Genomic DNA, 25,191 nt, shown 5'->3' with positions numbered 1-25,191 from the left:
GTGAAAGCCGGCTTTTCAAATGCCGGCTTTTCTATTTCTTATTTAGGTATTATCCGTACCTTTATGCCTGCATCAAACAATCTTCTTGTTTTGAGAAATCCGAATTCATATACCCGTCAATTTGCCCCCTTATTCTATTTATTGATGGGTTTACTATTTATTTCTTGTACAGAATCGGGTAAAACAAGTCCGAAAAACACCTATTTTGCTTGGGCAGATTTACTTAATTCCCATATCAAGTCTTTTGAAATCACTAAGCCCAAGGTACACAAAACCGTATTCTTGGATGGAGCCAAAGAGGTAAAAGTGGTATCGGATATTGATTGGTCCAAAGAATGGGCCTTGTTTTTAGAGGCTGATTTGAATAAACCAGCATTTGAAAAAAGTTACGATAATTTATCTGAGCCTGATATGATTTGGTACTCTTTGAAATTGGGAGAAAGTTTACCAGTAAAAAAATTCATGGTTCATTTAGATGACTTGAATAGACCTACCAGGGTGGAGATTGAAGTATCTCAAAAGAACTTTCTATTTGAAACTAGTAAAAATATGCACATGACATTTTCAGATGGACATGTACAAACCTATTACATTGAAGGGAGTCAAAAATTACGCTGGGCCAAAGCTACCCACTATAAATTATTAGGGGTATTACTCTCCAAATAAGTTACTTGATAAATAGCGGTCTCCTCGATCGCAAATGATACAAACAATCACGCCTTCTTCTAATTCTTCGGCTAATCGGAGACTCGCTGCAACGGCACCTCCACTGCTCATTCCTCCAAAAACCCCCTCTATTTTTGCTAGTTTTCTAGTCATATTCACGGCCTCTTCCTCAGCAATATCCATGATGCGGTCTACGCGCTCAGGTTGGTATATTTTTGGTCGGTAAGCTTCAGGCCATCTGCGAATCCCTGGAATTGAAGAGCCCTCTGTAGGCTGACAACCCACAATTTGGATGTTGGGATTTTGTTCTTTCAAGTACATGGATGTCCCCATAATGGTTCCAGTAGTGCCCATGGAACTTACAAAATGGGTTATTTTACCTAGAGTATCCCGAAAAATTTCAGGACCTGTGGTTTTATAATGGGCCAGATAATTATCTGGGTTTTCAAATTGATTGAGTAAAATATATTCACCTGTTTCAGCTTTTTCAACAGCATAATCGCGCGCGGCTTCAATACTCTTGGTTAAGGTTACTTTAGCACCAAAAGCCTCCATGGTAAGCACACGTTCTCTCGTGGAATTAGCTGGCATAGCCAATTCTATTTCTAAATTATATAAACGGGCAATCATGGCTAGTGCGATACCCGTATTTCCTGAAGTAGCCTCGATGAGCTTCATACCAGGTTGGATATCTCCTCGATTTAAGGCAGACTCAATCATGTTTTTTGCAGCTCGATCTTTGACAGAACCACCTGGATTATTGCCTTCTAGTTTTCCAAAAATTTGCACATTCCTATGGTTGTGCAATTTATTTAATTCGACTAAAGGGGTATTACCTACTAAGTCTAAAAGCGTGCTCATGTTAGTCTAGGATAACTTTTGTATTTTCTTGATGGTATATTTTGGTGTTCGGTGCAACACTTCTGGTGAGCCAAACATTTCCGCCAATAACGGAGTTTTTGCCTACAATGGTATCCCCTCCTAAAATTGTGGCGCCTGAATATATTACCACATCATCCTCTATGGTTGGATGTCTTTTGGTAGATGCCATACTTTTGTCCACGGACAATGCTCCTAAGGTTACACCTTGGTAGATTTTTACGCGTTCGCCAATGATACAGGTTTCACCAATAACAATTCCGGTACCATGATCCATAAAGAAATATCTACCAATACGTGCCCCTGGATGAATATCAATACCCGTTTTTGAATGGGCATATTCAGTCAATATACGAGGAATTAAAGGAACACCCAGAGCACAGAGCTCATGAGCTAGGCGGTAAAATGCCATGGCATAAAATCCAGGATAGGTTCGGATGACCTCAAAATCTGTGTTGGCAGCAGGATCCCCGTTGACCATTGCCTCTACATCAGTCAATAAGGTTTCATAGACCTTAGGAATACAAGCCATGTAGGATTGAGTAAGGCTATGAGGGTCCGTGGGTAATTCACTCTTCATGGAATGTAACATGGATTCTAATCCATTCTCAATACTTTCCCATACCGCTACCAATTCCTCTTTTTGTGAAAAATGTTTACGGGTTTGTTCTGGAAATAAGGTCAGAATAATTTTTGTAAATAGTTTCTTTACATCCGAAGTAGCAGGAAAATCACGAGTTTGCTCGTGCTTGGCTAAAATGGTATCTAGGAATTTGGAAGGCAACATAAGCTCTTAATTTTTTAGGCCTGCAATAAATGAGGTAGTATAGCCTCAACTTGTTTCTGCGTATTTAATGATTCTATTTCTAATCGTTGAATTTTATTCTTATCTCTTTGCTCTAATCCGTGTAAATAGGCTTTGTCATAATATTGAAGGGTGATTGCTGCCACCTCTTCAAATTGACCCATTTCCAAACTAGCCAAGGCTCTCTGATAATGTTGGCCCCCCAGTCGTTTTTTTATTTTCTCAATGGCCTCAGCTAACAATTCTTTAGGATATTGGGCATATACTTCTACCAAATAAGGTAGTCGGTATTGGGCATCAATGTCCAAAAATAACACAGGAGCGTCTCTAAGTTGGTTATAAAATTCTAAATTCATGAATACTTTACCAATGTGTCGACTTTCGTCTTCCACCCAAATAGATTGCTGGTAATCCATTTGACGTAATTCATGAAACAAAAGATTTTCAAATTGCTCACTGGTGGGCTGCGGGGCCAATCCCAAATGCCCAAATGCTGAACCACGATGATGGGCGAGACCTTCCAAATCAATGACTTGTATGCCTCGTTTTTTCATTTCAATCAAAATTTCCGTTTTACCACTTCCTGTTTTTCCTCCCAAAACTCGCAGGGGAATAGGGGCCTCAAACGTTTTTAAAACCAAATGTCGATATGCTTTATAACCCCCAATCAATAATTTGACCGGCAGGCCCGCTGTTTCTAATAACCATGCCATACTACCGCTGCGCATGCCACCACGCCAGCAATGAACGAGCAAAGGTTTTCCTTGAGCTAATTTTTTAGCTGTTTTTACCCAAGTGGCAAGTTTAGGTCCTACGATGGATAAACCTAATTCTACCGCTTTATCTTTTCCTTCTTTTTTATAGCAGGTTCCTACCGCTGCCCTTTCCTCATTACTGAACATAGGAAAGGATATGGCACCTGGAATATGCGCTCTTTCGTACTCTCCAGGTGACCGCACATCTAAAATAACCCCTTCGGAAGAAGCGGAGATGAAATCCACGGGGCTAAGTTTCTCAGGCATTGGAAGTTTTTAAGGGAATCACGTAAAGTTCAAAATTCAAAGGGTCAAAACTGGCCAGAAGGTCTTGAATGAGGCTAGGTTTTTCTGGGTAAAAATCTTGGAGATTATTATACCTTTCCTGCCATTGGCCATGCGGGAATAAACGATTTTTTACTTCTTTGATTTGTCGAATGGCCATTTCATGGTTTTTTTCCTCCGCCCGCTTCAATTTTTTCTCCATTCGATTTAATCCATTAAGCCAACGTTGTTTTTCTGCCAAAATCAGACCTTCTAAGGTGGGGTCTACCTGCATGGCTTTCTGGATCATTTGTTCTAGTATAGGATTAACATCCTCAATTTCTTGTTTAAAATCTAGGCTGTAAACGGTATTGTCCAGCACATATTTCCGAATTAAGGAAGACACATCTAGGAATAAATCGGGGATAGAAATACCTAATTTTTCGACTCTCTTCTGCTCTACACCCGGAAGAAGTAGGGCGAAATTTCTGGGTAATAGAATGGGGTAAGGTATTTGATGCTGGTCAAAAATGCCTTTTAATTGCAACCAATACGCCACTTCGGCGGGGCCACCTAAGTAAGCCAAATTGGGTAAAATATATTCTTGATACAAAGGTCTAAGTACCACGTTCGGGCTAAATCTCTCTGGATGTAGCTTTAGCTCGTTTTTTAATTCTTGTGAACTAAATTGGATAGCTTGATTTAGTACCTTGTATACATCACCTTGCTTTTCAATGCGCTCCCTAATGCCATCATGTAGATAAAATAAATTGATTCCGCGGGCATTAATTTGAGTCTTGTACCCCAAACTATTCAACTGTTGATTTTGCTTTTCTACTAAAGATTCATGCACATGGTCCATTAAATCAGCTTCCATCACAGGGAGAAATAAGGATTTTAATCGCGCATCATCCGCGTCTAAACATACTAAACCTTCCTGGCCAAATAGTTCGTGCATATAACATCGAACAGCCTCAGCTAAGGTCTTGCTTTGGGTATAGGCTTGTTGGAAAACAGGTAAAGAAAAGGGTAAAGATTGAAGGAAGTCTTGCATTCCTTCCAATGAAAATCTTCCTACTGCCCCTGTTTGTTCTGTATTCCATGCGTAAGTAGCATCCTGAAGGTGTACATGATTAATTTCATCCCAATCATGGTCTTCCGTCGCCATCCAATACACCGGAATAAAGTGGTAGCTTGGATATTCGGCCTTCAATTTTTTTGCCAGATTAATCGTTGACACGATTTTATAAATGACGTACAAGGGCCCTGTCATTAAATTTAATTGGTGACCCGTGGTAACAGTAAAGGTTTTTTCATCCAATAATTTTCCCAAAGCTGGAACGTTATCAAGACCTTGATATTGATCTTCCAACACTTTTACCAATATTTTCCGATGCTCTAAAGGGAAAGGCTTTTTATCTTCTAATTGATTTTTAAAGCCCGAGATGGTCGGACTATTTTGATATAAGTTTTTTAAATTAGATTTCTCTTCTAAATAGTCAATCAGTAAGGAATTGAAACCAGAAAGATGAGATAGCGGGTAGCTTTGGGTAGGCATATGGTTGAATAGAAAGGGCCGTTAATATATAAAAACCCAACTGTTTTCCAGAAAGTTCGAACGAAATTAAATATATTTAACAGATTTTTGAGGTACTAATTTTTCTAATGAGATTTTTCGTCTTTCTTTTATTATTTCTAGTTGCACAATTGGGCCTAGCTCAACAAACACCTCAAGTTACTCAATTCATGATGAATCGTTATCTGTATAATCCTGCTTTTGCAGGATTTGAGGATTATAATGATATAAAAGTAGGGTATAGGCAGCAATGGGTAGGTTTAGCCGAGGGAATGAAAACCTTTTATGCGACGGCCAACTGGGCCATAGATAAATCGGATAGAACTTCTACTGGACCCACGCCTTATATGTCCAAGACGATTCGTCGGTCTTTTAATCCAACCAGAAGAAGAAAGAAGGATTATCGTTGGGAGTTTCATCAAGGTTTAGGCCTTCAGATTCAAGCTGACCAGTTTGGCCCCATGTCTACGTTTTCTGTGGGGGGCTCCTATGCGTATCATGTTTCCTTGGGTGGGGAAGATAAATTATCAGTAGGAGCTACGGCGGGTTATTATTCGCGGGGTTTAAATATGAATAATTTCGATGTCAAAGACGGGGGAGACCCACTGATTTTATATTTAGATCCGCCAGCTGGAACGCCCATTACCAGTGCTCCTACTCCTTACGGATCACTTACGGCGGGCCAATTGCTAGCTAATGTTGGTGTGCTATATTATAATCGTGAGTTTTTCTTAGGTCTATCTGCCAATCAATTGATATTCGAAAATTTTACCTACGAGCGTTCAGATCCTTCTGCCTTGGATACGCTAAGTAGGAGGTATTATTGGCCCAATAATTCAGAATTTGACGATAATAAGGTTTTGACAAGGGCCTTATATTCTGGAACCATGAAGCCCAATATGTTTGCCATGGTGGGTTATCATTTTAGAACTTCCAAAGTGTTCACGATTTCTCCAGCAGCTATCGTTAAATTTTATAAAGCTGGCACCATGTCGATTGAGGGCAATATTAAAGCTGATTTCAATCAACAATTCTGGATGGGCTTGGGATATCGTCATAAAGAATCATATTCTGCCATGTTTGGAGTACAACTGCGGCATAATATGCACATGTCTTATTCTTATGATTTGCATCTGAATGGCCTCGCAAATCAATCCATGGGTTCTCATGAATTGGTATTGGGAATTACTTTAAATAATAAGATTGGAGTTCCTACGCCACATTAAGCGTTTTTAGCAGAATATTTATCTCGAATTTTTTGATAAGCTTGATCCGGAATCGGGCTTTCGGTTGTATGGTTGGGGGATACAGGTTTTTCCCAGTTTAAATAGCCTTTTACCCAAGCTAAGGCAAGTCCTAATGCTAAAATTCCAATGAAAATAAACATTTCTACCAAGGCATAACTAGACCAAAGGGGACTGGCTTTTTCTAAGTCAGGATGATGGAAAACCGAGGCCCAAGGAAAAAGAAAGATTAATTCTATTTCGAACAAAACAAAAAGAAGGGCAATTAAATAGAAGCGGGGATTGAACCGTATATTGGCATTTCCTACGGGAGCTTCTCCCGACTCATAGGTACTTAATTTTTCTACATTGGGGCGGTTGGGCCTTATCCATTTGGCTAAGGTTAGTATGAATGCCAAAAATAAAATTCCTGCAATCAAAAAGGCCGCGACATATCCAAAAGCTTCCATTATTGCCTCATTTTTAAATAGCCTTTAATGACTGTAAAGGTGGTTATTCCTAAGAAAAACAAAATAATGTAATGTACGTAATTGATTATCCAAGGGAAATGTTGCCCTAGGTAGTATCCTGATGTAACCAAAATCCCAACCCATAATCCCCCACCGATGACATTGAGTAATAAGTAACTATACCAAGGCATCCGACTGATACCAGCCAAGATGGGTGTAAAGGTTCTGACAACAGGCAAAAAGCGACTAATCACTAAGGCCATAAAGCCATACTTATCAAAAAAATCTCGGGTTGAATCCAGGTGTTTTTTCTTAAAAAAGAGACTATCGGGCCTATTTTCTAGGGATTTGCCAAAGAAACGACCGGATAAATAACCCACGAGGGACCCAATGACCGCGGCTAAAAAAATACTAGCTAAAAGGCCTGAAAGAGGTTCCTTGAGGACCCCAGTTCCTCCAAAAACTCCAGTTAAAAAAAGTAGATAATCTCCGGGCAAGAAAAAAGCGAAGAACAGTCCATTCTCTGCAAAAACAATTAATGTGATAACTAGTAAGCCAGAGCGAATGATGGTTTCAGAATCAGTTAACTGATGCCATAAAATATTTATTTCATCCATAATAGGGGCTATACTAGCTTATTAATCGTTGGTTTTTAGGCTTTTGTCTCAAAAAAATGTACATTGAGAGTATAAATATCCATTAAAATTTCCATTTTTTCCTACATTTGAGCAATGAAAACTTGGTTAGCCTCTTTCCTTTTTGTGATAATCTTTTCGGGATCCTGGATACCCAAGGTGGGAATGGAGCAAAGTTTCAAGGCAAACGAATTGCTAAAACACTTTCAAGATCATAAGCGACAGGCTCCAGCAGGCTTTAGTTTTATGGACTTTTTATGGATGCATTATGCCGCTGATTCGAAACATGCCAAAACCACCAAGCACCCCAGCTTACCTAGTTTTGATTTTAGTGGCGTAAGTGGTTATGTACTCCCATCCATTTATTTGATTTTCCTATTGCCTTTACTTTTTGTTTCGGCACGTCGCCAGTTAATCAATTGGCAAAATCTATATCGTTTTTCATTAGCAAGAGTACTCATTGCTCCTCCTCGGTGCTAAGGTTTTGATATTCATTTCCTTACATTCACCTTTTCCATTGAAAAATGATTAATTCGATAATATATTTTAGTATTCGAAATAAACTCATCGTAGGTTTATTCGTCTTAGGACTTGTGGCTTGGGGAGGCTATTCGCTTACCCGTTTACCCATAGATGCATTACCTGACATCACATCCAATCAGGTACAGGTGATTACGCAATCACCAGCTTTAGCGGCATCAGAAGTTGAAAAGTTTGTTACATATCCGCTGGAGATATCATTAAGGACAATCCCCAATGTGAAGGACATTCGCTCCATTTCCCGCATGGGTTTATCCATCATCACGGTCGTCTTTGAAGATGAAGTGGCCATGGAAGTAGCCAGGCAGCAAGTTTCAGAAAAATTAAAAGCTGCAGAGCCCTATTTGCTGCGAGGAGCGGGTATTCCCGAAATGGCTCCGATTACTACGGGTCTTGGAGAGTTTTATCAATACACTTTGGATGTTGATCCTGAGTTTAAAGACCAATATTCTTTAGCAGATTTACGGACGTACCAAGATTGGATTGTCAAGCGTCAGTTGCTGGGCATCAAGGGTGTGGTAGAAGTAAGTTCTTTTGGAGGTTATGTCAAACAGTATGAAGTTGCTGTTAATCCAGAACGTATTCGAGCCATGAATATTAGTATTGATGAGCTATTTGCAGCCTTAGAAAATAACAATTCCAATTCAGGAGGAAGTTATTTAGAAAAAGGAACCGATGCTTATTTTATTCGTTCTGAGGGGATGATTCAGTCCTTAGCGGATATTGAAAATACTGTGGTAAAACAGCGCGGGGATGGTGGTTTACCTGTTTTTGTCAAGGATGTAGCTCAAGTTCAATTTGGAAAGGCCGTTCGTTATGGTGCCATGACCAAAAACGGACGAGGAGAGGCCGTTGGTGCCGTAATGTTATTATTGAAAGGTGCCAATGCCAATACGGTAGTGAAGGATGTGAAAGATCGCATGGAATTGATTCAAAAAACACTTCCTCAAGGAATCCATATTAACGCCTATTTGGATCGAAGTATCTTGATTGGAAAGGCTATCAATACGGTAGAGAAAAACTTAATAGAAGGAGGGCTAATTGTCGTATTTATTCTTGTCTTGCTTTTAGGAAACTGGCGAGCCGGTTTAATCGTAGCCTCCATGATTCCTCTTTGCTTGTTGTTTGCTTTTGCTATGATGCACATTTTTGGTGTTTCCGCCAATTTAATGTCATTAGGAGCGATTGATTTTGGTCTCATTGTCGATGGGGCCGTAATTATCGTGGAATCCATTATCCATCGACTTCATTCTAGAAGGAAAGGGGAAGTTCTGAGTCAACATGAAATGGATGAAGAGGTGAATATTTCTGCTCAGGCCATATTTAAATCAGCCGCTTTTGGAGTCATCATCATTTTAATCGTGTATTTACCCATCATGGCTTTGGGGGGTATTGAAGGAAAGATGTTTAGACCAATGGCACAAACGGTTTCCTTTGCCATTTTTGGTGCTTTGATTCTTTCTTTAACCTACGTGCCCATGATGTCTTCTTTGTTTTTGAGCAAAAAGGTGAGTCATCATGTTACTTGGGCCGACAAAATCATGAACTTTTTATATGGGAAGTATAGTCCTATGGTCAATTGGGCCTTAAGTAATCGAAAGAAAGTAGTTATTGCCTCCTTGCTGCTCTTTTTATCGAGTATAGGTCTATTTACAAGTTTAGGGGGCGAATTTATTCCAGAACTGAATGAGGGCGATTTTGCTGTAGAAACCATTCTACCTACCAACGCTTCATTGTCCCAAAGTATTGAAGTAAATAACAATGCGCAGGCATTATTGCTCAAAAAATTTCCAGATGAAATTAAACAAGTGGTATCTAGGATTGGAGCCTCGGAAATTCCGACAGATCCCATGGGTATTAACGCTTGTGATTTAATCATCATTTTAAATGAACCCAGCGTTTGGAAAAAAGCTAAGACCATGGAAGAGCTAGAAGAGAAAATGGATCGTGAGTTGGATGCTTTTCCTGAGGTCAACTTTGAATTCACACAACCCATTCAAATGCGTTTTAATGAGTTAATTGCTGGAGTAAAGTCTGACGTGGCCATTAAAATTTTCGGAGAAGATTTGGAAATTCTATTCGAGAAAGCAACGGAGGCAGCTCGATATATTCGTAAAATTGAAGGTGTAGGTGATATCAAGGTTCAACAAATAGATGGTGTCCCTCAATTAGTGGTTCACTATAACCGAGCAAAAATGGCTCAATATGGTTTACGCATACAAGATGTAAATCGTCGGGTCAAGATGACTTTTGCTGGAGAAGCGGCAGGTTTGGTGATGGAGGGAGAAAAACGATACGACCTTGTAGTTCGTATGGATTCTGCCCATCGGGCCGACATACAAAATTTGAAAGAGCTGTATTTAGATTTGCCAAATGGATCCCAAATTCCTTTGGAAGAAGTAGCCACCGTGGATTATCAAAATGCTCCTGTAGAAATATCAAGAGACAATACCAATCGCCGAATTACCATTGGTATTAATGTTAGAAATAGAGACGTACAAAGTGTGGTAACAGATATAGAAAAGGTGATGAAGAATAAAATCTCTTTACCTGCTGGTTATTATGTGAAGTATGGTGGGACATTTGAAAACTTACAAGCAGCAAAAGCACGGCTTTCCTTGGTAGTACCTTTGGCTTTGGCTCTGATTTTTGCTCTTTTGTTTTTCACGTTTAATTCCATGCTGGAGGCAGCCATTATCTATTTAGCTATTCCACTTTCAGCCATAGGTGGAATTTGGGCCTTGTATTTAAGAGGAATGCCCTTTTCCGTTTCTGCGGGGATTGGTTTCATAGCCCTATTTGGGGTAGCTGTTTTAAATGGTATAGTGCTGTTATCCTTTTTCAAACAATTGGCAACGGAGGGTTATTCCGTGGCTGAACGGCTTAAAAAGGGCTTGGAATTACGTTTCCGTCCGGTGATTATGACCGCTTCTGTAGCATCTTTAGGTTTTCTTCCGATGGCTTTGAGTCAATCTCCTGGAGCTGAGGTTCAGCGGCCACTCGCAACCGTGGTGATTGGAGGTTTGATCACAGCCACTTTCCTTACTTTGGTAGTAATTCCGGTGGTTTATTCCTTAGTCATGACCAGAAAAGAAAATAAGTTGAAGTCGCAACCCATGATTGTCTTGGTGATTTTAGCGGGCCTTATGATGAGTTTTTCAAGTTTCGGACAAGCACCCAAACCTAGTTTAAACTTGTCGAGCTGCATGCAAGAGGCTATGCAACATAATGCCTTGTTAAACACGGGGAATTTGGAAATTCAAAGTGCGGAGGCTTTAATTCAATCCGGGAGAGAGTTACCTAAGGGAACTATAGATTTTCAATATGGTAAAACTCAAACGTATTTCAGTCAGGATTATACGATCCTTGCTTCTCAAAGTATTCCTTGGCCTACCTTGCTAAGAGCACAAGTAAAGGCGCTTACATCTCAAAAAATGTTGGCAGAAAAGAGGCAGAAGATTACCCAAATTTTGGTTCTTTCAAGTGTCAAATGGTATTACTACCAATTATTGATTCAACAAAAGCATTTGGAATATCTACATCAACAAGATAGTATCTATACACAAATGCTGAAGGCAGCCAGTTTACGCTTTAAACAAGGGGAAACTAATCGTTTAGAAATGGTAGCTGCTGAGGCGCGTTTAAGAGAATTCCAACAGAAACAACTCTCTTTGCAGGCAGATATTCAGACGAATTATCAAAATTTGGCCTATTGGATGAACAGAAAAGAGCCATTTGAGATTCAAAGTTCCAATGCTTTGACCATGCAAGCGCCTCTTATTCCAGTGGATTTATCAAAAAATCCGACGCTACAATTACTGGAGGAACAAGTGGTTCATGCCCAACTTCAGACAGAGGTGGAGCGTAATAAATTGAAACCTGATATTCGTGTGGGAGCCACGTCTCAAAGTATTGAAAATTATGGCGGGCAGAATTTTGTTCAAGCTGGTTTAGCCTTACCCATATTTGCCAAAGGTCAAAAAGCACGTATTTCAGCCTCCCAAAAACAAGAACAGGTTTTTGTGAGTCAAAAGGACCAGGTAATGAGTCAGATAAGTACGGATTTGCAAAATGCTCAAATCTCCTTAGGCAAGTTTGGAAATTCCTTGAAATACTACCAACAAACTGCCCTTCCACAGGCAGAATGGTTAGTTCAAACGGCTTTGAAAAGTTACCAACAAGGGGAAATTGAGTATGTTGAAATGCTTCAAAATACCCAGCAAGCATGGCAAATTAGAGAACAATATTTACAAGAAGTTTTGGCGTATAATCAAAACATCATTCAAATTGAAACTATTTTAGGAAATGAATAAGCGCATCATAAATACATGTATAACCCTTCTTTTTATTTTAGGCATGTTTGCTTGTGGTAATAAAGAAGCAGCTACAACAGAAGCGGAAAGTGCCGTTTCAATCATTAAATTAACTGCTGAGCAAAAGCAAAATGCAGGAATTGTGTTAGGGGAATTGGAAGAAAGGGAAATGGCTTCCGAAGTATCTTGTACCGGCTTGGTCGACGTGCCTCCTATTTCATCGGCTTCTATATCCTTACCCATTGCTGGATATGTAAAATCTACTTTTGAATTATTGCCGGGTAAACAAGTTCGCAAGGGCCAGGTCTTGGCAACAATTACCAGTTTGGATTATATTCAAATGCAGCAAGAATACATTCAAGCCTTGAGTCAATTGACTTATTTGACTTCGGAGAAATCACGCCAACAAGTATTGAATACCGAGGAGGTAGGTTCCAAAAAGAAGCTTCAAATGGCGGAGGCCGATTTTTCCAATATTCAAGCTCAGGTTAAATCATTAGCTTTGAAATTAGAAATTTTGGGATGTGACTTGAAATCTTTGGCCAAAGGCAATATTTCTTCCTTCTTACAAGTCAAGGCCCCCATTGATGGCTATGTGGTCGATGTGTTTATGTCTATTGGGAAGTATGTTCAACCAACCGACGAATTAGTAAAATTGGTGGGCATCGCCCATAAACATGTGGAATTGAAGGTCTTTGAGAGGGATTTGAGCAGTTTGAAATTAGGTCAAACCATACAATTTGAAGCCGAAGGTTTAGAGGGTAAAGGCAAGGTATTTTTAATTGGCAAACAAGTGGATCTAAGCAACCGTACTACTTCGGTACATGGTCATTTTAGCAATGAGGCAGACGAAGTACGATTTACAGTTGGCCAATTTATCAATGCTAAGATATTGGTAGGGAATCAAAAAATGAAAACCATTCCTCAAGCGGGTCTAGCACGCGTAGGAAAAGGTGGATTTATCTATGTGGAAAATCCACAGGGGGCCATGGAACAAGTTCCCGTGAAGGTGATTAGTTCCAATGAGGAATATGTGGGTGTTCAACCCATAAAAGCTTTACCAGCAGGTAAGGTTGTCATAAGTGGGGCTTCGGCTTTGGAAGCTATTTTTGCCAAGGATTAAGAAATAATTCCTTGGAAACAGGTGAAGTCGGCCCATTGATTTAGGTCGACTTCTTTTTTAAATAATCCAAACAGGGTTGATCCAGAACCGCTCATGGCGGCATATTTAGCCCCGTGATTGTATAATTCTTGTTTGATTTCTGCTAGGATAGGATATTTAGGAAATAAACTTAGCTCAAAATCATTGGAAATATAATCTTTCCATTGTTCAAGGGGCAGAAGGATAGATTCAGCCAAATCATAGGTGGGTGCTTTAGGCTTCACTTGTGAATAAGCTTCTTGAGTTGAAATCCCAAAATTGGGATAGATAAGCACAGCATGTAGCCCCTTCAAAGAACAAGTTAAGGGACTCAAATCATCCCCTTTTCCTTTGCCTATTTGAGCCTGCTGGTTTAGAAAAAATGCACAATCACTTCCAAGTTGTTGAGCATAAGGAACTAATTGATCATTGCTAAGAGGCAGTTCAAATATATCTCTTAAGCCCATTAAGGTGAAGGCGGCATCGGATGAACCGCCACCCAATCCGGCACCCATGGGAATGATTTTATGTAGGTGAATATGTACAGGAGCTAAACTGAAATCCTTTGATAATGCTTGATAGGCTCTAAAACACAAATTATTTTGCATTTCACCTGAAATGGCTAATCCTGAGGATGAAAATTTAAACTGTTGACTGGGAGTAATTTCTAATACGTCTGTCCAGGGCACATGAAAGAAGCAGGTTTCCAATTCATGAAAGCCATCGGGTCTTTTGGAAGTAATGTATAGCCCGATATTGATTTTGGCATTTGGGAAAAGAACCATATTAATCTTCTAAAATGTTACTGATGGGACTTAATTTGATGAACAGGCCTAGGAAGAAAAGGATAAAGGCAAAATCAAAGAAGAATTTACTTTGATCCTGATGTTCTTCCCAATAAATTTCTTTCACTTTGGAGGCCTCCATTTGATTGATTTCTTCAAAGATAGCATTCAAGCTTTTCTGGTCTGTAGCACGGTAAAACTTACCTTTGCTTTTTTCAGCAATTAGTCTCAAAGTGCTTTCATCTACCGGGTCCATGGAAGGTTTTAAGCTCCCCACGGCGATGGTATATACTTTAATACCAAAGGTTTTGGCCAGTTCTGTTGATGTTAATGGATCTAGGTTTCCTGCTGTATTGTTCCCATCACTAATTAAAATACTGATTTTTTTAGGATTGGGGGAATCTCTAATCTGATTGATACACATTCCAAGGGCATCGCCTAAGGCTGTGCCCTCCTCTTTAATTAGTTTGGAATCTAGCCCCAGTAGCGCCTTTTGCAGGTAAATAGAATCGTTGGTGATGGGACTGGCTAAATACGGGGCTCCTGCAAAAGCTACAATGGAGATAAAATCATTTTTTCTTTGTTTGACAAAACTAGTTGCCACTTGCTTCGCAATGACCAATCGGGATGGGCTAACATCTCGGTTCAGCATGGAAGATGAAATATCAATGGCTAAGGCCATATCAATGCCATCTGGTTGTATTTTTCTTTTTGGATTGATTTTATAAGGTCCAGCCAATGTCAAAATAATACTGGTTAATAGCAGGATTTGAATGACATCAGGAATAAAGCTAATGAGTCTTATTAGGCGGTTTTGAACTAATGGTTTAGTAAAGGAGAGGGTAATTCGTGCCTGATTTTTTTTATTTAATAAATACCGGATTAAAAAAATCAGGAGAGGCAAAGGAAGTAGAAAAAGAAATACTTCATGTTCCCAATGGTATGAAAACAAAGAGAGAAATTGTTGCCAAGAAAAGTATATCTGAAATTTCATGACTTTTTATTTTCCTGTGAAATGATTTTTCTCTCACCTTGGTAAATGGAATTAGCAATTTCTAAGAGCATATTGACTGAATCCGTGGTTTTACTAGAAAAATTTCCTCCGTAAATCGCCGAATCCAATTCATGAAGCGCTTTGGCTAATTTTTTATTTTCTAAGGTATCCACCATTTCTTTGGTAGTAAAAGTTGTGAATGGTTTTAAGGTTAAGTTTTCTACATATTTTTTCCAAAGCGAAAAGGCACGTTCTAAATTTTGCAGTCCAACTTGGTTGTTTTCGATGTTCCGGATTAGTCGTTGATAAACGCGACGGAATTCAGCATTTTTTCTCCACAAGACATATAGTTTAAACCATCTCTTAAGGCTATTACCTAAGAACCAATAAATTAAACCGCTTAAAATTAGTAGGCCCAAACCCCAGATGACTACATTTTTTAAATCAGTTTTTGGTTGTAGAGGACTTATCGGGACATGCTGGTAGAGCGAGTCCAAATTGATTTTTTCCGGATGGGGAACTAGTCTCTTCAGGAAAATTCGATCTTTTAAGGGGTATATTTTAGTACAATCAGCCTCCTGCATGAGGTAAACAGGTATAGCTAGGCTGTGTTCATTTTCAATTTGAAATAATTTGAAGGTATATACGGCGGAATCTATGCTTCCGCTGGCATCAGTCCGCGTAGGAAAATAGGTTCTTTCTACCGCTTGAAAAGCACCAAAATGTTGGTTGACCGTAGGGAAAAAGATTTCTTGGTTTTTGCCATGTCGAACGGAAAGGCTATAGTGAATCTGCTGTCCTATTTTCACAGAGTCTTCTAAAAATTGGCCTTTGATTTGAATGGGCTTTTGCTGCATTATTTTCTAACGGTAAACAATTTTACTAAGGTGGGAACGAAATCTTCTCCAGCTTGAATGCTGATGTAATCCGCTTGCCATTGTTTACACAAATTTTTGAGCTCTTCAGCCTGATGGGCTCCTTGCTCTTTTTGTAAGTTTTTAAAGTATTTGGAACTAGTGTTTACCCAGGTCGTTCTTTTTCTTTCTGGGTCAAAAATAGGAATAATGCCCAATGAGGGCAGTTTTATTTCCTGTTTATCGATTATTTGAATAACGACCAAGTCATGCATTTGGGACATGGCCCTTAACAAATCCTGATAATTTTCGTCAATGAAATCGGATATAACAAAAATTAAACTTCGTCTTTTAAGTACTTGTAAAGTAAAACCCAGAGCCGCTTTTAAGTCGGTTCCAGTGCTTTCTGCTTCCATTTTAAACAGTTCGGAAATAACCCGGTAGGCATGCTTTTTACCCATGGCGGGAGGCATGAATTTCTCATTTTTATCTGAAAACCCACAAAATCCCAAGTGGCTAGCTTCTTGCATGGCCGAAAAAGAAAGTACTCCTGCGACTTCTTTTAAGGTCTTTAGTTTAGATTGGGAATTTCGCCCGACTTGTTGAGAGGCACTAACATCCAATAAGAAAAAAACGGTTTGTTCTTTTTCCTCCTTGAATAATTTAACAAATGTTCCGTGACCTTTTGCTGTGGTGTTCCAGTCTATATGCCGAACATCATCTCCATAATGGTATTGGCGCAGATCGCTAAATTCCAATCCTGACCCTTTGAAAATGGATGAAAAATTCCCGTGCATTTGGGTATTAATCGCTTTTCTAATGCGAATTTCCAATTGAACTACATGGGAAAGAAAGGAATGAATGTCCGAATCCATGGAATGAAAGAGGGCTTAGAATCGTGCTAAATTACCTATTTTTTAAGCAAGTCGAATGAAAAGCCATAAAAGCTTTCTAAATTAAGGGGAAATTTGAACCATGAGAAAAATTTATTTCCTACTATGTCTAGGATTCTTGGCTTGTAAGGAGTCCTCTACTTCTCAACCCATTGATGAGGATAAATTAGCGGAAATATTGGTGGATATACATATTGAGGAATCGAGGGTTTCTAATATGCATTTTATGAGTATTGATTCATCCATTTTGGCATACAATTATCAAGAAAAGCTTATTTTTAAAAAATACGGAGTGGATTCCTTGCAGTTTGCGAATAATTTTGATCGCTATGTACAGGAGCCGAAGGATTTTCTACGCTTGTATGATAAGGTAAACCAAATCATGGAAAAAAGATTTAAAAAGCCTGAAACTTCCCACCGATGAACAAAGGAGTATTTAGTTTTTTATGCTTGTTAAATTTCCTAGCTATGGCACAAATGCCTTTTATCCAAGGCCATCGGGGTTTTAGGGGCCTGTATCCAGAAAATACCTTACCTGCTTTTGAAAGCGCGCTTCAGGCGGGAGTTCAAGTATTGGAGATGGATGTATGCATCTCTGCAGACGGACAGGTAGTTGTATCACATGAACCCTATATGAATTCCATTTATAGTTCCAAGCCAGATGGACAAGCGGTTTTAAAGGAAGAAGAGAAGTTGTTCAATCTTTATCAGATGCCATACAGTGAGATAAAAAAATTTGATACGGGTAAAAGAGGAAATAGTCAATTCCCCGAACAAAAGCCTATGGTGGCTCATAAACCACTTTTGTCAGAAGTCTTGGCATTGGGAGAGGCTTACCGCAAAAAACATCATCAGGATATTTATTACAATATTGAAATCAAATCGGCAGAAGTAGAATATGGGATTTCTCAACCCAAGACGGTAGAGGAGTTTTCAGATAAAGTTTGGGCGGTAATTAGTCAGCATGTAAACCCCCAATATGTCATCTTACAAAGCTTTGATTTTCAGGTCTTAAAATTTTGGGATAAATCGATGAAAGCGGGAAAGTATCCCAAGCAGATTTTACTTTCCGCATTGGTATCCAGAAAAAATCCGGAGAATACTCTGAAAGATTTGGGATTTACCCCAGCAATTTATAGCCCTAATTACCAATCACTTAGTGCTGAATGGGTTGTTTTTTGTCATAAAAATGGCATGAAAGTAGTACCTTGGACAGCCAATGATCCGGACTCCATTGCCAAATTATCCGATTTGGGGGTAGATGCCGTCATTACGGATTATCCAAACCGTGTTCCTCATTATTTAAAACCCATGCATTAATGGCGAACGGTATTTCTCTATTCAATGAAACACTATTATGGTTCATGAAACGACGTATGTCGAGAATTGAATCCATTTATACGCGTCCTTTGGATTTACAAGAAATTTGTTTGAAAGAATTGGTTCAGGCAGGTCGACAAACGGAATGGGGGAAAAAGTTTGGATATGGTCAGATTAACGATTACGCTACATTTAAATCTCAAGTACCTATTTCTACCTATGAGGAGTTATTCCCATATATAGATCGGGTGATGCAGGGAGAGCAACAAATACTTTGGAATAGCCCCATTACCTGGTTTTCTAAGTCATCTGGGACCACCAACGCCCGGAGTAAATTCATTCCAGTATCTAAGGAGTCCTTGGAGTCTTGCCACATGATGGGAGGAAAGGATATGATTACTTTATTGATTAATAACAGGCCTGAAACCAGGGTTTTTGAAGGAAAAGGATTATCCATTGGTGGAAGTTTGTCTAGTTGCCCCACTAACCCTAATGTACTTGTAGGAGATGTTTCGGCGGTTATTATGAAGAATTTACCCGTTTGGGCCCAAATGATTCGAACGCCATCTTTGGAGGTAGCTTTGATGGACGATTGGGATCAAAAGATTGAGCGGATGGCCTTGGAGACATCCAAAGAAAATGTAACGAGTATTTTAGGGGTTCCCACTTGGACCTTGGTTTTGATTGAAAAAATCTTAGAAATTACCGGGAAGAAGTCTATTTTGGAGGTTTGGGAGAATTTTGAATTTATGATTCACGGAGCTGTAGCCTTTGGTCCGTATCGGGAATTATTTCAAAAACAAGTATTTAGAGATCAGGGGGTAGGTTTTCTTGAAATTTATAATGCATCGGAAGGATTCTTTGGAATACAAGATGATTTATCGTTGAACGATGAATTATTATTGATGTTGGATTATGGAATTTTTTATGAATTCATTCCTATAAATGACGAAGGAGAAGAGCAAGACACGATTGTTGATTTAACTCAAGTGGAATTGGATGTCAATTACGCTTTGGTAATAAGCACTAATGCCGGTTTATCGCGTTATAAAATTGGAGATACAGTTCGTTTTACCTCATTAGATCCATATCGGATAAAAATATCAGGTAGAACCAAGCATTTTATCAATGCCTTTGGGGAGGAAGTCATTATGGAAAATGCAGAAAAGGCTATCTCTAAGGCTTGTTTAATGACGAATTCGGTGATCAAGGAATATACGGCGGCACCCAATTATATGAATGGAGGGCAAAGGGGAAGTCATGAATGGATTATAGAATTTTCAAAAGCACCAAAAGAAATGCATACCTTTGTGGAGATATTGGATCAAACCCTCCGCGAGATTAATTCAGATTATGATGCGAAGCGGTCGTATGATTTGGTATTAGGCCCACCCATTATTCATCAGGCACCTCAGGGAACTTTTTACGCATGGATGCGAGAAAGAGGAAAGTTAGGAGGTCAGCATAAAGTCCCTCGATTGAGTAATAATCGAGAATTTTTGGAGGGAGTCAAAGCTCATTTTAAAGAATAAAAACATGTCATTAAAAGTTACTATTGAGAACGGGATCAAAGACGCGATGCGTGCCAAAGATGCCGATAGACTACGTGCATTGCGAGCTATCAAATCACTTATTTTATTAGAGGAAACTTCTGGTTCAAACGCTGGAGAGTTATCTGCAGATACGGAGATGAAGATTTTGATGAAGGCCGCTAAGCAGCGTAAGGATTCTTTGGAAGTTTACGTAACTCAGAATAGACCAGATTTAGCCGAGAAAGAGCAAGCTGAATTAAGTATTATTGAGGAGTTTTTGCCTAAACAATTGAGTGATTCAGAATTGACAGAAAAGATACAAGCCATTATCAGTCAAGTGGGAGCTAGTAGTCCAGCAGATATGGGAAAAGTTATGGGAGTGGCGAGTAAGCAATTGGCCGGATTGGCTGATGGGAAAGCCATTTCAACTAAGGTAGGGGAACTTTTAAAGAAATAATGTGTCGGAATTAACCAAGAAAGATGAATTAGGGGCCATTAGAAAGCTCAGTTTGGATGAGTTGAAGCAGCTAATGATTCAGCATGGAGATCCTGCGTTTCGAGCAAAGCAAGTTCATGAGTGGATATGGAAAAAATCTGCCCGCAGTTTTGAAGCAATGGGAAATATTCCTAAAACTACCAGGGAGTGGTTAAATCAGCATTTTTCTTTACAATGTGTGCAAGTTGCAGACATGCAGGTTAGCTCTGATCGAACCATTAAGTCGAGTTTTAAATTGCATGATGGTCATTTAGTAGAAGGAGTATTAATTCCCACCCGGGAGCGAATGACAGCCTGTGTTTCATCTCAAGTAGGTTGTTCTTTGACTTGCAGTTTTTGTGCTACGGGTTATATGGATCGAAAGCGCAACCTAGAATCATTTGAAATTTATGATCAAGTTGTTTTGATTCGAGATCAGGCACAAGAAAAATATGGTATTCCTTTGACCAACATTGTCTATATGGGAATGGGGGAGCCTTTATTGAATTATGCCAATGTGTTGAAATCAATTGATGAAATCACTTCTCCGGATGGATTGGGAATGTCTCCTAAGCGCATCACGGTTTCTACGGCGGGGATAGCAAAAATGATTAAGAAGTTGGGTGATGATCATGTTAAATTTAATTTGGCATTATCTCTTCATGCGGCGAACGATACCAAAAGGAATCAAATAATGCCCATCAATGAGACAAACACGTTGGTCGCTCTTGCGGAGGCCTTACGGTATTTTTATGATAAGACTGAAAATGAAATTACGTTAGAGTATATCATGTTCAATAAGTTTAATGATTCGGTAGAAGATGCTAAGGAATTGTGGGAGTTTGCAAGAAAATTACCTTGCAAGATCAATATAATCGAATACAATCCGATTGCTCAGGCGACATTTGTGAATGCAGAAGCAGATGCTTTGGCCAAGTTTACCGCCTTTTTAGAAAGTAAAAAGATGATTGTTAATGTTCGCCGTTCTAGGGGGAAAGATATAGATGCGGCTTGTGGACAATTGGCGGGTAAGAAAACTGCTTAAAATTAATCGATGGAAGGGCAAAATAAGTTATTCCCTGTTTTTCTAAAATTGGAACAACTAGACGTATTGGTGGTTGGGGGAGGGAATGTAGCTTTAGAAAAGGTTTCAGCCATGTTGAAAAATTCCCCTGAAGCTAGAATAAGTATAGTGGCGCCGTTTTTTCGTGACGAGATTTTGGCTTATTTGAAGGCATATCCACATGTAAAATTAATCCATCGGGCATTTGAAGAAGAGGATTTGGAGAATAGGGATTTGGTCATTTGTACCACGGATCAATATGAATTGCATGTAGAGATCAAAGCCTTAGCTCAGAAAAGACATTTATTGTGTAATGTGGCAGATACGCCATTATTATGTGATTTTTATTTAGGCTCCATCGTTCAAAAGGGAGATCTTAAAATTGCGATATCGACCAATGGTAAATCCCCTACCTTAGCTAAGCGTATAAGGGCCTTTTTAGAAGAAGTAATTCCAGAAGATATTCAGACATCACTGGATAGTTTAGAAACTTTGCGAAAAGACCTAAAAGGAGATTTTGAATCCAAGATTAAAGCTCTAAATGAATTAACGAAAGGGTTGATTTTTAAGAAATGATTGGGGGTTTGGGGGGGTGATTTTTTTAAGATTTGACAACTTTTTAAAAGTTGTCAAATCTAAGTACTCTCTTGACGAATCTATTTTGGAATTTCTTTGTCAAATGTAGTCGCAAATTCAATCCATTTTCATTTCGGTCGGAAATAATCAAGTAATTGATAATTTGATGCCACGGAAGTTATTTGAAGGTCGTGATGGTTAGCTTCGTTTTTAAGCTTTTACAAGATGGCCTTTGTTGAACATTATTACACTCAATTTACTGCTGGAGATTTCTTTCATATTTATAATAGAGGGATTGATAAGAAATCAATTTTCAAGTCCAGGTCAAATTATGCCTATTTTTTAAGACAATGGAATAAATATTTGGATGGATATTTAGATGTAATTGCTTACAGTTTAAATGATAATCATTTTCATTTTTTAGTCCAAGTGAATCATTTTACTGAAGAGGAATTGGAGGGTAAAACTGTACATCAATTAATCTCAAATCGGCTTAAAAAATTCTTTCAATCCTACACCATGGCATTTAATAAACAACATGGTCGGGTTGGCACTTTATTCCAAACTCCATTCAAAAGAGTTTGTATTGCTAAGCCAGAGGATTTATCTACATTAATAAGTTATATCCATGTAAATCCTCAGAAACATGGATTAATTGATAATTTTAGGCAATGGGAATGGAGCTCATTTGGCAGAATATTACAATTCAAAAAAAGTTTTGTGAAAAGAGATTTTGTCCTAGAGTGGTTTGGGGGAAGAAAACAGTTTATTGATTTTCATTTCAGAGAATTCAAGGAAACTGATATTCTTTTGTTGACAGACGAATAATGACTTTAAAATCCATCATCTTTGAATCAAGATTTAATTATTTTATTCCCTGTTAGATTTGACAACTTTTTAAAAGTTGTCAAATCTAACAGGGAACAGAGAACGAAGAACGGAGAACAATAAATTGTGACCTATGAATTCCGAACTAAAAACTAAAATCTCTGAACCAATACCAAATAACCACCTGCTAAAATCTAGCAGCCAAGCACCAAACATTACACGATCATACTTCAGTCTCAATTCCTTAGTTCTAACCTCTTTTACTTTAAAATCAGTGCTGTGCTACAATGGCAACAAACTTTAAGAAATAAAAAAGGGAGCTCGTTGGAGCTCCCTTTTTAAACATAATATATGCCCTAACTTATTATAAATATTGATTTGCGTTGTTGGCATTCAAATCTTCAAAGGCAGATTTTAAACGGGCTACAAACGTATCTTCTCCTTTGCGTAACCAAACACGAGGGTCATAATATTTCTTGTTTGGAGCATCGTCGCCTGTTGGATTGCCGATTTGACCTTGTAAATAGGCTTCTTTCTCCTTGTAGAAATTTAAAATACCTTCCCAGAATGCCCATTGCAAATCGGTATCGATATTCATTTTGATAGCTCCATAAGAAATAGCCTCACGAATTTCTTCACGAGAAGAACCAGAACCACCATGGAATACGAAGTTGATCGGTTTTTCAGCTGCTAAAGCATATTTATTACGAATGAAATCTTGAGAGTTTTTCAAAATAACAGGTTGCAACTTCACATTTCCTGGCTTATAAACTCCATGAACGTTTCCAAAAGCTGCAGCAATAGTGAAGCGATGCGAGATGGCATTTAATACTTCATAGGCATAAGCTACCTCTTCTGGCTGCGTATATAATTTGGAAGAATCAACATCTGAATTATCAACTCCATCTTCTTCACCACCCGTTACACCTAATTCAATTTCAAGCGTCATGCCAATCTTGGCCATGCGAGTTAGGTACTTGGCACAGATTTCTAAATTTTCTTCTAAAGGCTCTTCAGATAAGTCGATCATATGAGAAGAGAACAAAGGTTGTCCTGTTTCAGCATAAAATTTTTCACCTGCATCCAAAAGTCCATCCAACCAAGGAAGTAATTTTTTAGCACAGTGATCAGTATGAAGAATTACTTGAACACCATAAACTTTAGCTAATTGGTGGACGTGGTAAGCACCTGAGATAGCTCCAGCGATGGATGCTTCTTGGTTTCCATTAGGAAGAGATTTTCCAGCATAAAATTGAGCACCGCCATTAGAGAATTGAATAATGACAGGAGAATTAACTGCCTTTGCAGCTTCTAATACTCCGTTAACAGTGTCAGTTCCTGTAACGTTTACCGCAGGTAATGCAAATTGATGCTTTTTAGCAATTTCAAATAATTCCTGTACGGCATCTCCGTGCAAAACACCTTTTTGGTTGGTTAAACTTGACATAATGATTTTTTTTCTTGGGAAATAAATAAAAACTACCTGATTAACAGGTGAGTAGGCCACAAATTTAGTAAAAATGCACAAATTCTAAGGCTAAATTCCGATTAATACACAGACTCAGGGGATTAGCTAAAAAATATTTTTATTTGAGCTATTGGATGTATTAATATTTTTCCTACCTTTGCACTCCCGTTCGACAAACGCAGTTTTTTATTCAGAAAGAGGTTGGCAGAACTTCTCGAATTTATTTAAAACATCAAAAATGCGAGTCGAAATGGTTTTAAATTGAGGTAAGCTCGATTTTTGTGTTAGAACTGGTATTGATTAATGAATGTTGAATGCCCAACCCATTGATTGAATATTAAGCTACACAAGGTGTTTCTCGCTGTTATCCACAGCGCCTCCATCTTGTCGCTTTACGCCAATCTGCAATTTTTATTGATTCTTCGTCATTGGTAACAATGATTTATGAATAAAAGTCTCACAACAAGCCATAGTTAGCCTTGTGAGCATAATTTTTTTAAACAAAATATTATATGTCTGGAATTATTGGTAAAAAAATCGGAATGACCAGCCTATACATGGAAGACGGTAGATCCGTTGCATGTACGCTGATTGAGGCCGGCCCTTGTGTAGTAACGCAAGTGAAAACTGTTGAGAACGAAGGCTACAACGCTGTTCAGATCGGTTTCGGTGAAAAGAAAGAGAAGCACACAACAAAATCTTTGTTGGGTCACTTTAAGAAAGCTAACACAACTCCAAAGAAAAAATTGGTAGAGTTTCGCACGTTCGAACAACCATTGAACTTAGGAGATGTATTAACAGTAGAAATGTTAGAAGTTGGAACCTTCATTGATGCGGTAGGAACTTCTAAGGGTAAAGGTTTTCAAGGTGTTGTAAAGCGTCACGGATTTGGTGGTGTGGGTGGTCAAACTCACGGTCAGCACAATCGTGGTCGTCACCCAGGTTCTATTGGAGCTTGTTCATTCCCATCACGTGTATTCAAAGGCTTACGTATGGCTGGACGCACAGGAGGAAATCGTGTTAAGGTTCAAAACTTAGAGGTTTTGAGAATCTATCCAGACAAAAACCTTTTGGTGGTATCAGGATCAATTCCTGGAGCGAAGAACTCATACGTAATTATTGAAAATTAAAACCCA

The 25,191-nt window shown here is 38.8% G+C and carries 24 protein-coding genes; 13 read left to right on the top strand and 11 right to left on the bottom strand.

Going from position 1 to position 25,191, the window contains the following annotated elements; genetic code table 11:
- Positions 1-63 precede the first annotated feature (63 nt).
- A complete protein-coding gene (locus SKC36_RS09375) occupies positions 64-666 on the top strand; it encodes a hypothetical protein (protein ID WP_459465680.1) in 603 nt (200 codons plus the stop codon).
- Here the strand turns inward: SKC36_RS09375 and cysM are convergent.
- Genes cysM through bshC form a run of 4 tightly spaced genes read right to left on the bottom strand, consistent with a single transcriptional unit; the run spans position 652 to position 4,927 of the window.
- The gene (gene cysM / locus SKC36_RS09370; RefSeq protein ID WP_459465679.1) at positions 652-1,527 is read right to left on the bottom strand and encodes a cysteine synthase CysM; all 876 of its coding nucleotides are present in this window, start codon (positions 1,525-1,527) and stop codon (positions 652-654) included. The genes SKC36_RS09375 and cysM overlap by 15 nt on opposite strands.
- 1 nt (position 1,528) lies before the next feature.
- Entirely contained in the window at positions 1,529-2,329 is an 801-nt protein-coding gene (locus SKC36_RS09365) for a serine O-acetyltransferase (protein WP_459465771.1), read from the bottom strand.
- A gap of 17 nt (positions 2,330-2,346) precedes the next feature.
- On the bottom strand, positions 2,347-3,372 hold the full coding sequence (gene mnmH, locus SKC36_RS09360) for a tRNA 2-selenouridine(34) synthase MnmH (protein ID WP_459453866.1): 1,026 nt from the start codon (positions 3,370-3,372) through the stop codon (positions 2,347-2,349).
- Positions 3,365-4,927 (bottom strand): bacillithiol biosynthesis cysteine-adding enzyme BshC, encoded by a 1,563-nt coding sequence (gene bshC / locus SKC36_RS09355; protein ID WP_459465678.1) that lies wholly within the window; start codon positions 4,925-4,927, stop codon positions 3,365-3,367. Before bshC ends, mnmH begins: the two co-directional genes overlap by 8 nt.
- 107 nt (positions 4,928-5,034) lie before the next feature.
- Here bshC and SKC36_RS09350 point away from each other — a divergent pair, with 107 nt between their 5' ends.
- Positions 5,035-6,171, top strand: coding sequence for a PorP/SprF family type IX secretion system membrane protein (locus SKC36_RS09350; RefSeq protein WP_459465677.1), 1,137 nt, complete (start codon positions 5,035-5,037; stop codon positions 6,169-6,171).
- Here the strand turns inward: SKC36_RS09350 and SKC36_RS09345 are convergent.
- Positions 6,168-6,638 (bottom strand): NADH-quinone oxidoreductase subunit A, encoded by a 471-nt coding sequence (locus tag SKC36_RS09345; RefSeq protein ID WP_459465676.1) that lies wholly within the window; start codon positions 6,636-6,638, stop codon positions 6,168-6,170. The genes SKC36_RS09350 and SKC36_RS09345 overlap by 4 nt on opposite strands.
- Entirely contained in the window at positions 6,638-7,255 is a 618-nt protein-coding gene (locus tag SKC36_RS09340) for a DedA family protein (protein WP_459453870.1), read from the bottom strand. Before SKC36_RS09340 ends, SKC36_RS09345 begins: the two co-directional genes overlap by 1 nt.
- A 114-nt stretch (positions 7,256-7,369) precedes the next feature.
- On the opposite strand from SKC36_RS09340, the gene SKC36_RS09335 reads away from it, so the two are divergent.
- The 3 genes from SKC36_RS09335 to SKC36_RS09325 are packed head-to-tail and all read left to right on the top strand — an operon-like array spanning position 7,370 to position 13,249.
- Positions 7,370-7,753 (top strand): hypothetical protein, encoded by a 384-nt coding sequence (locus SKC36_RS09335; RefSeq protein ID WP_459453871.1) that lies wholly within the window; start codon positions 7,370-7,372, stop codon positions 7,751-7,753.
- 44 nt (positions 7,754-7,797) lie between these two features.
- Complete coding sequence (locus SKC36_RS09330; RefSeq protein ID WP_459465675.1) at positions 7,798-12,126, top strand: CusA/CzcA family heavy metal efflux RND transporter; 4,329 nt, start codon at positions 7,798-7,800, stop codon at positions 12,124-12,126.
- The gene (locus SKC36_RS09325) at positions 12,119-13,249 is read left to right on the top strand and encodes an efflux RND transporter periplasmic adaptor subunit (RefSeq protein WP_459465674.1); all 1,131 of its coding nucleotides are present in this window, start codon (positions 12,119-12,121) and stop codon (positions 13,247-13,249) included. The genes SKC36_RS09330 and SKC36_RS09325 overlap by 8 nt, the downstream gene beginning before the upstream one ends.
- On the opposite strand, the gene ispE is transcribed toward SKC36_RS09325, so the two are convergent.
- Genes ispE through SKC36_RS09305 form a run of 4 tightly spaced genes read right to left on the bottom strand, consistent with a single transcriptional unit; the run spans position 13,246 to position 16,775 of the window.
- Positions 13,246-14,052 carry a 4-(cytidine 5'-diphospho)-2-C-methyl-D-erythritol kinase gene (gene ispE, locus SKC36_RS09320; RefSeq protein WP_459465673.1) on the bottom strand — a complete coding sequence of 269 codons (807 nt, stop codon included), beginning with the start codon at positions 14,050-14,052 and terminating at the stop codon, positions 13,246-13,248. The genes SKC36_RS09325 and ispE overlap by 4 nt on opposite strands.
- Position 14,053: 1 nt before the next feature.
- Positions 14,054-15,046 (bottom strand): VWA domain-containing protein, encoded by a 993-nt coding sequence (locus SKC36_RS09315; RefSeq protein ID WP_459465672.1) that lies wholly within the window; start codon positions 15,044-15,046, stop codon positions 14,054-14,056.
- Complete coding sequence (locus SKC36_RS09310; protein WP_459453876.1) at positions 15,043-15,903, bottom strand: hypothetical protein; 861 nt, start codon at positions 15,901-15,903, stop codon at positions 15,043-15,045. Before SKC36_RS09310 ends, SKC36_RS09315 begins: the two co-directional genes overlap by 4 nt.
- Positions 15,903-16,775: a DUF58 domain-containing protein gene (locus SKC36_RS09305; RefSeq protein WP_459453877.1), complete on the bottom strand. Its 873-nt coding sequence runs from the start codon at positions 16,773-16,775 to the stop codon at positions 15,903-15,905. Before SKC36_RS09305 ends, SKC36_RS09310 begins: the two co-directional genes overlap by 1 nt.
- A gap of 100 nt (positions 16,776-16,875) precedes the next feature.
- Here SKC36_RS09305 and SKC36_RS09300 point away from each other — a divergent pair, with 100 nt between their 5' ends.
- The 7 genes from SKC36_RS09300 to SKC36_RS09270 all read left to right on the top strand — a co-directional run bounded on the left by SKC36_RS09300 (position 16,876) and on the right by SKC36_RS09270 (position 22,587).
- Positions 16,876-17,217 (top strand): DUF4296 domain-containing protein, encoded by a 342-nt coding sequence (locus SKC36_RS09300; protein ID WP_459453878.1) that lies wholly within the window; start codon positions 16,876-16,878, stop codon positions 17,215-17,217.
- A 44-nt stretch (positions 17,218-17,261) separates the two neighbouring features.
- Positions 17,262-18,113: a glycerophosphodiester phosphodiesterase family protein gene (locus SKC36_RS09295; RefSeq protein ID WP_459465671.1), complete on the top strand. Its 852-nt coding sequence runs from the start codon at positions 17,262-17,264 to the stop codon at positions 18,111-18,113.
- A gap of 11 nt (positions 18,114-18,124) precedes the next feature.
- The gene (locus tag SKC36_RS09290; RefSeq protein WP_459465770.1) at positions 18,125-19,645 is read left to right on the top strand and encodes a GH3 auxin-responsive promoter family protein; all 1,521 of its coding nucleotides are present in this window, start codon (positions 18,125-18,127) and stop codon (positions 19,643-19,645) included.
- A 4-nt stretch (positions 19,646-19,649) separates the two neighbouring features.
- Entirely contained in the window at positions 19,650-20,102 is a 453-nt protein-coding gene (locus SKC36_RS09285; RefSeq protein ID WP_459465670.1) for a GatB/YqeY domain-containing protein, read from the top strand.
- Position 20,103: 1 nt separating this feature from the next.
- Positions 20,104-21,165, top strand: coding sequence for a dual-specificity RNA methyltransferase RlmN (gene rlmN / locus SKC36_RS09280; protein ID WP_459465669.1), 1,062 nt, complete (start codon positions 20,104-20,106; stop codon positions 21,163-21,165).
- A 9-nt stretch (positions 21,166-21,174) separates the two neighbouring features.
- On the top strand, positions 21,175-21,759 hold the full coding sequence (locus SKC36_RS09275) for a precorrin-2 dehydrogenase/sirohydrochlorin ferrochelatase family protein (protein ID WP_459465668.1): 585 nt from the start codon (positions 21,175-21,177) through the stop codon (positions 21,757-21,759).
- 225 nt (positions 21,760-21,984) lie between these two features.
- The gene (locus SKC36_RS09270; RefSeq protein WP_459453883.1) at positions 21,985-22,587 is read left to right on the top strand and encodes a transposase; all 603 of its coding nucleotides are present in this window, start codon (positions 21,985-21,987) and stop codon (positions 22,585-22,587) included.
- Positions 22,588-22,951: 364 nt separating this feature from the next.
- Here the strand turns inward: SKC36_RS09270 and fbaA are convergent, their stop codons facing one another.
- Positions 22,952-24,034 (bottom strand): class II fructose-bisphosphate aldolase, encoded by a 1,083-nt coding sequence (gene fbaA, locus SKC36_RS09265; RefSeq protein ID WP_459453884.1) that lies wholly within the window; start codon positions 24,032-24,034, stop codon positions 22,952-22,954.
- A gap of 533 nt (positions 24,035-24,567) precedes the next feature.
- Between fbaA and rplC the strand changes: the two genes are divergently transcribed.
- Complete coding sequence (gene rplC / locus SKC36_RS09260; RefSeq protein WP_109324432.1) at positions 24,568-25,185, top strand: 50S ribosomal protein L3; 618 nt, start codon at positions 24,568-24,570, stop codon at positions 25,183-25,185.
- Positions 25,186-25,191 lie beyond the last annotated feature (6 nt).

The sequence above is a fragment of the Aquirufa sp. OSTEICH-129A genome, from assembly GCF_054558355.1.
Note: the sequence above shows the minus strand (reverse complement) of the source record. Positions and strands in the feature narration are given on the sequence as shown.

What these genes read in the sequence shown, in the direction of transcription:
- SKC36_RS09325 (WP_459465674.1), top strand. Translation starts at nt 12,119, where the DNA reads ATGAATAAGCGCATCATAAATACATGTATAACCCTTCTTTTTATTTTA.
- SKC36_RS09305 (WP_459453877.1), bottom strand. Translation starts at nt 16,775, where the DNA reads ATGGATTCGGACATTCATTCCTTTCTTTCCCATGTAGTTCAATTGGAA.
- fbaA (WP_459453884.1), bottom strand. Translation starts at nt 24,034, where the DNA reads ATGTCAAGTTTAACCAACCAAAAAGGTGTTTTGCACGGAGATGCCGTA.
- SKC36_RS09295 (WP_459465671.1), top strand. Translation starts at nt 17,262, where the DNA reads ATGGCACAAATGCCTTTTATCCAAGGCCATCGGGGTTTTAGGGGCCTG.
- SKC36_RS09345 (WP_459465676.1), bottom strand. Translation starts at nt 6,638, where the DNA reads ATGGAAGCTTTTGGATATGTCGCGGCCTTTTTGATTGCAGGAATTTTA.
- SKC36_RS09350 (WP_459465677.1), top strand. Translation starts at nt 5,035, where the DNA reads ATGAGATTTTTCGTCTTTCTTTTATTATTTCTAGTTGCACAATTGGGC.
- SKC36_RS09285 (WP_459465670.1), top strand. Translation starts at nt 19,650, where the DNA reads ATGTCATTAAAAGTTACTATTGAGAACGGGATCAAAGACGCGATGCGT.
- SKC36_RS09310 (WP_459453876.1), bottom strand. Translation starts at nt 15,903, where the DNA reads ATGCAGCAAAAGCCCATTCAAATCAAAGGCCAATTTTTAGAAGACTCT.
- cysM (WP_459465679.1), bottom strand. Translation starts at nt 1,527, where the DNA reads ATGAGCACGCTTTTAGACTTAGTAGGTAATACCCCTTTAGTCGAATTA.
- ispE (WP_459465673.1), bottom strand. Translation starts at nt 14,052, where the DNA reads ATGGTTCTTTTCCCAAATGCCAAAATCAATATCGGGCTATACATTACT.
- SKC36_RS09335 (WP_459453871.1), top strand. Translation starts at nt 7,370, where the DNA reads ATGAAAACTTGGTTAGCCTCTTTCCTTTTTGTGATAATCTTTTCGGGA.
- bshC (WP_459465678.1), bottom strand. Translation starts at nt 4,927, where the DNA reads ATGCCTACCCAAAGCTACCCGCTATCTCATCTTTCTGGTTTCAATTCC.
- SKC36_RS09270 (WP_459453883.1), top strand. Translation starts at nt 21,985, where the DNA reads ATGGCCTTTGTTGAACATTATTACACTCAATTTACTGCTGGAGATTTC.
- SKC36_RS09340 (WP_459453870.1), bottom strand. Translation starts at nt 7,255, where the DNA reads ATGGATGAAATAAATATTTTATGGCATCAGTTAACTGATTCTGAAACC.
- SKC36_RS09275 (WP_459465668.1), top strand. Translation starts at nt 21,175, where the DNA reads ATGGAAGGGCAAAATAAGTTATTCCCTGTTTTTCTAAAATTGGAACAA.
- mnmH (WP_459453866.1), bottom strand. Translation starts at nt 3,372, where the DNA reads ATGCCTGAGAAACTTAGCCCCGTGGATTTCATCTCCGCTTCTTCCGAA.
- rplC (WP_109324432.1), top strand. Translation starts at nt 24,568, where the DNA reads ATGTCTGGAATTATTGGTAAAAAAATCGGAATGACCAGCCTATACATG.
- SKC36_RS09315 (WP_459465672.1), bottom strand. Translation starts at nt 15,046, where the DNA reads ATGAAATTTCAGATATACTTTTCTTGGCAACAATTTCTCTCTTTGTTT.
- SKC36_RS09300 (WP_459453878.1), top strand. Translation starts at nt 16,876, where the DNA reads ATGAGAAAAATTTATTTCCTACTATGTCTAGGATTCTTGGCTTGTAAG.
- SKC36_RS09375 (WP_459465680.1), top strand. Translation starts at nt 64, where the DNA reads ATGCCTGCATCAAACAATCTTCTTGTTTTGAGAAATCCGAATTCATAT.
- SKC36_RS09330 (WP_459465675.1), top strand. Translation starts at nt 7,798, where the DNA reads ATGATTAATTCGATAATATATTTTAGTATTCGAAATAAACTCATCGTA.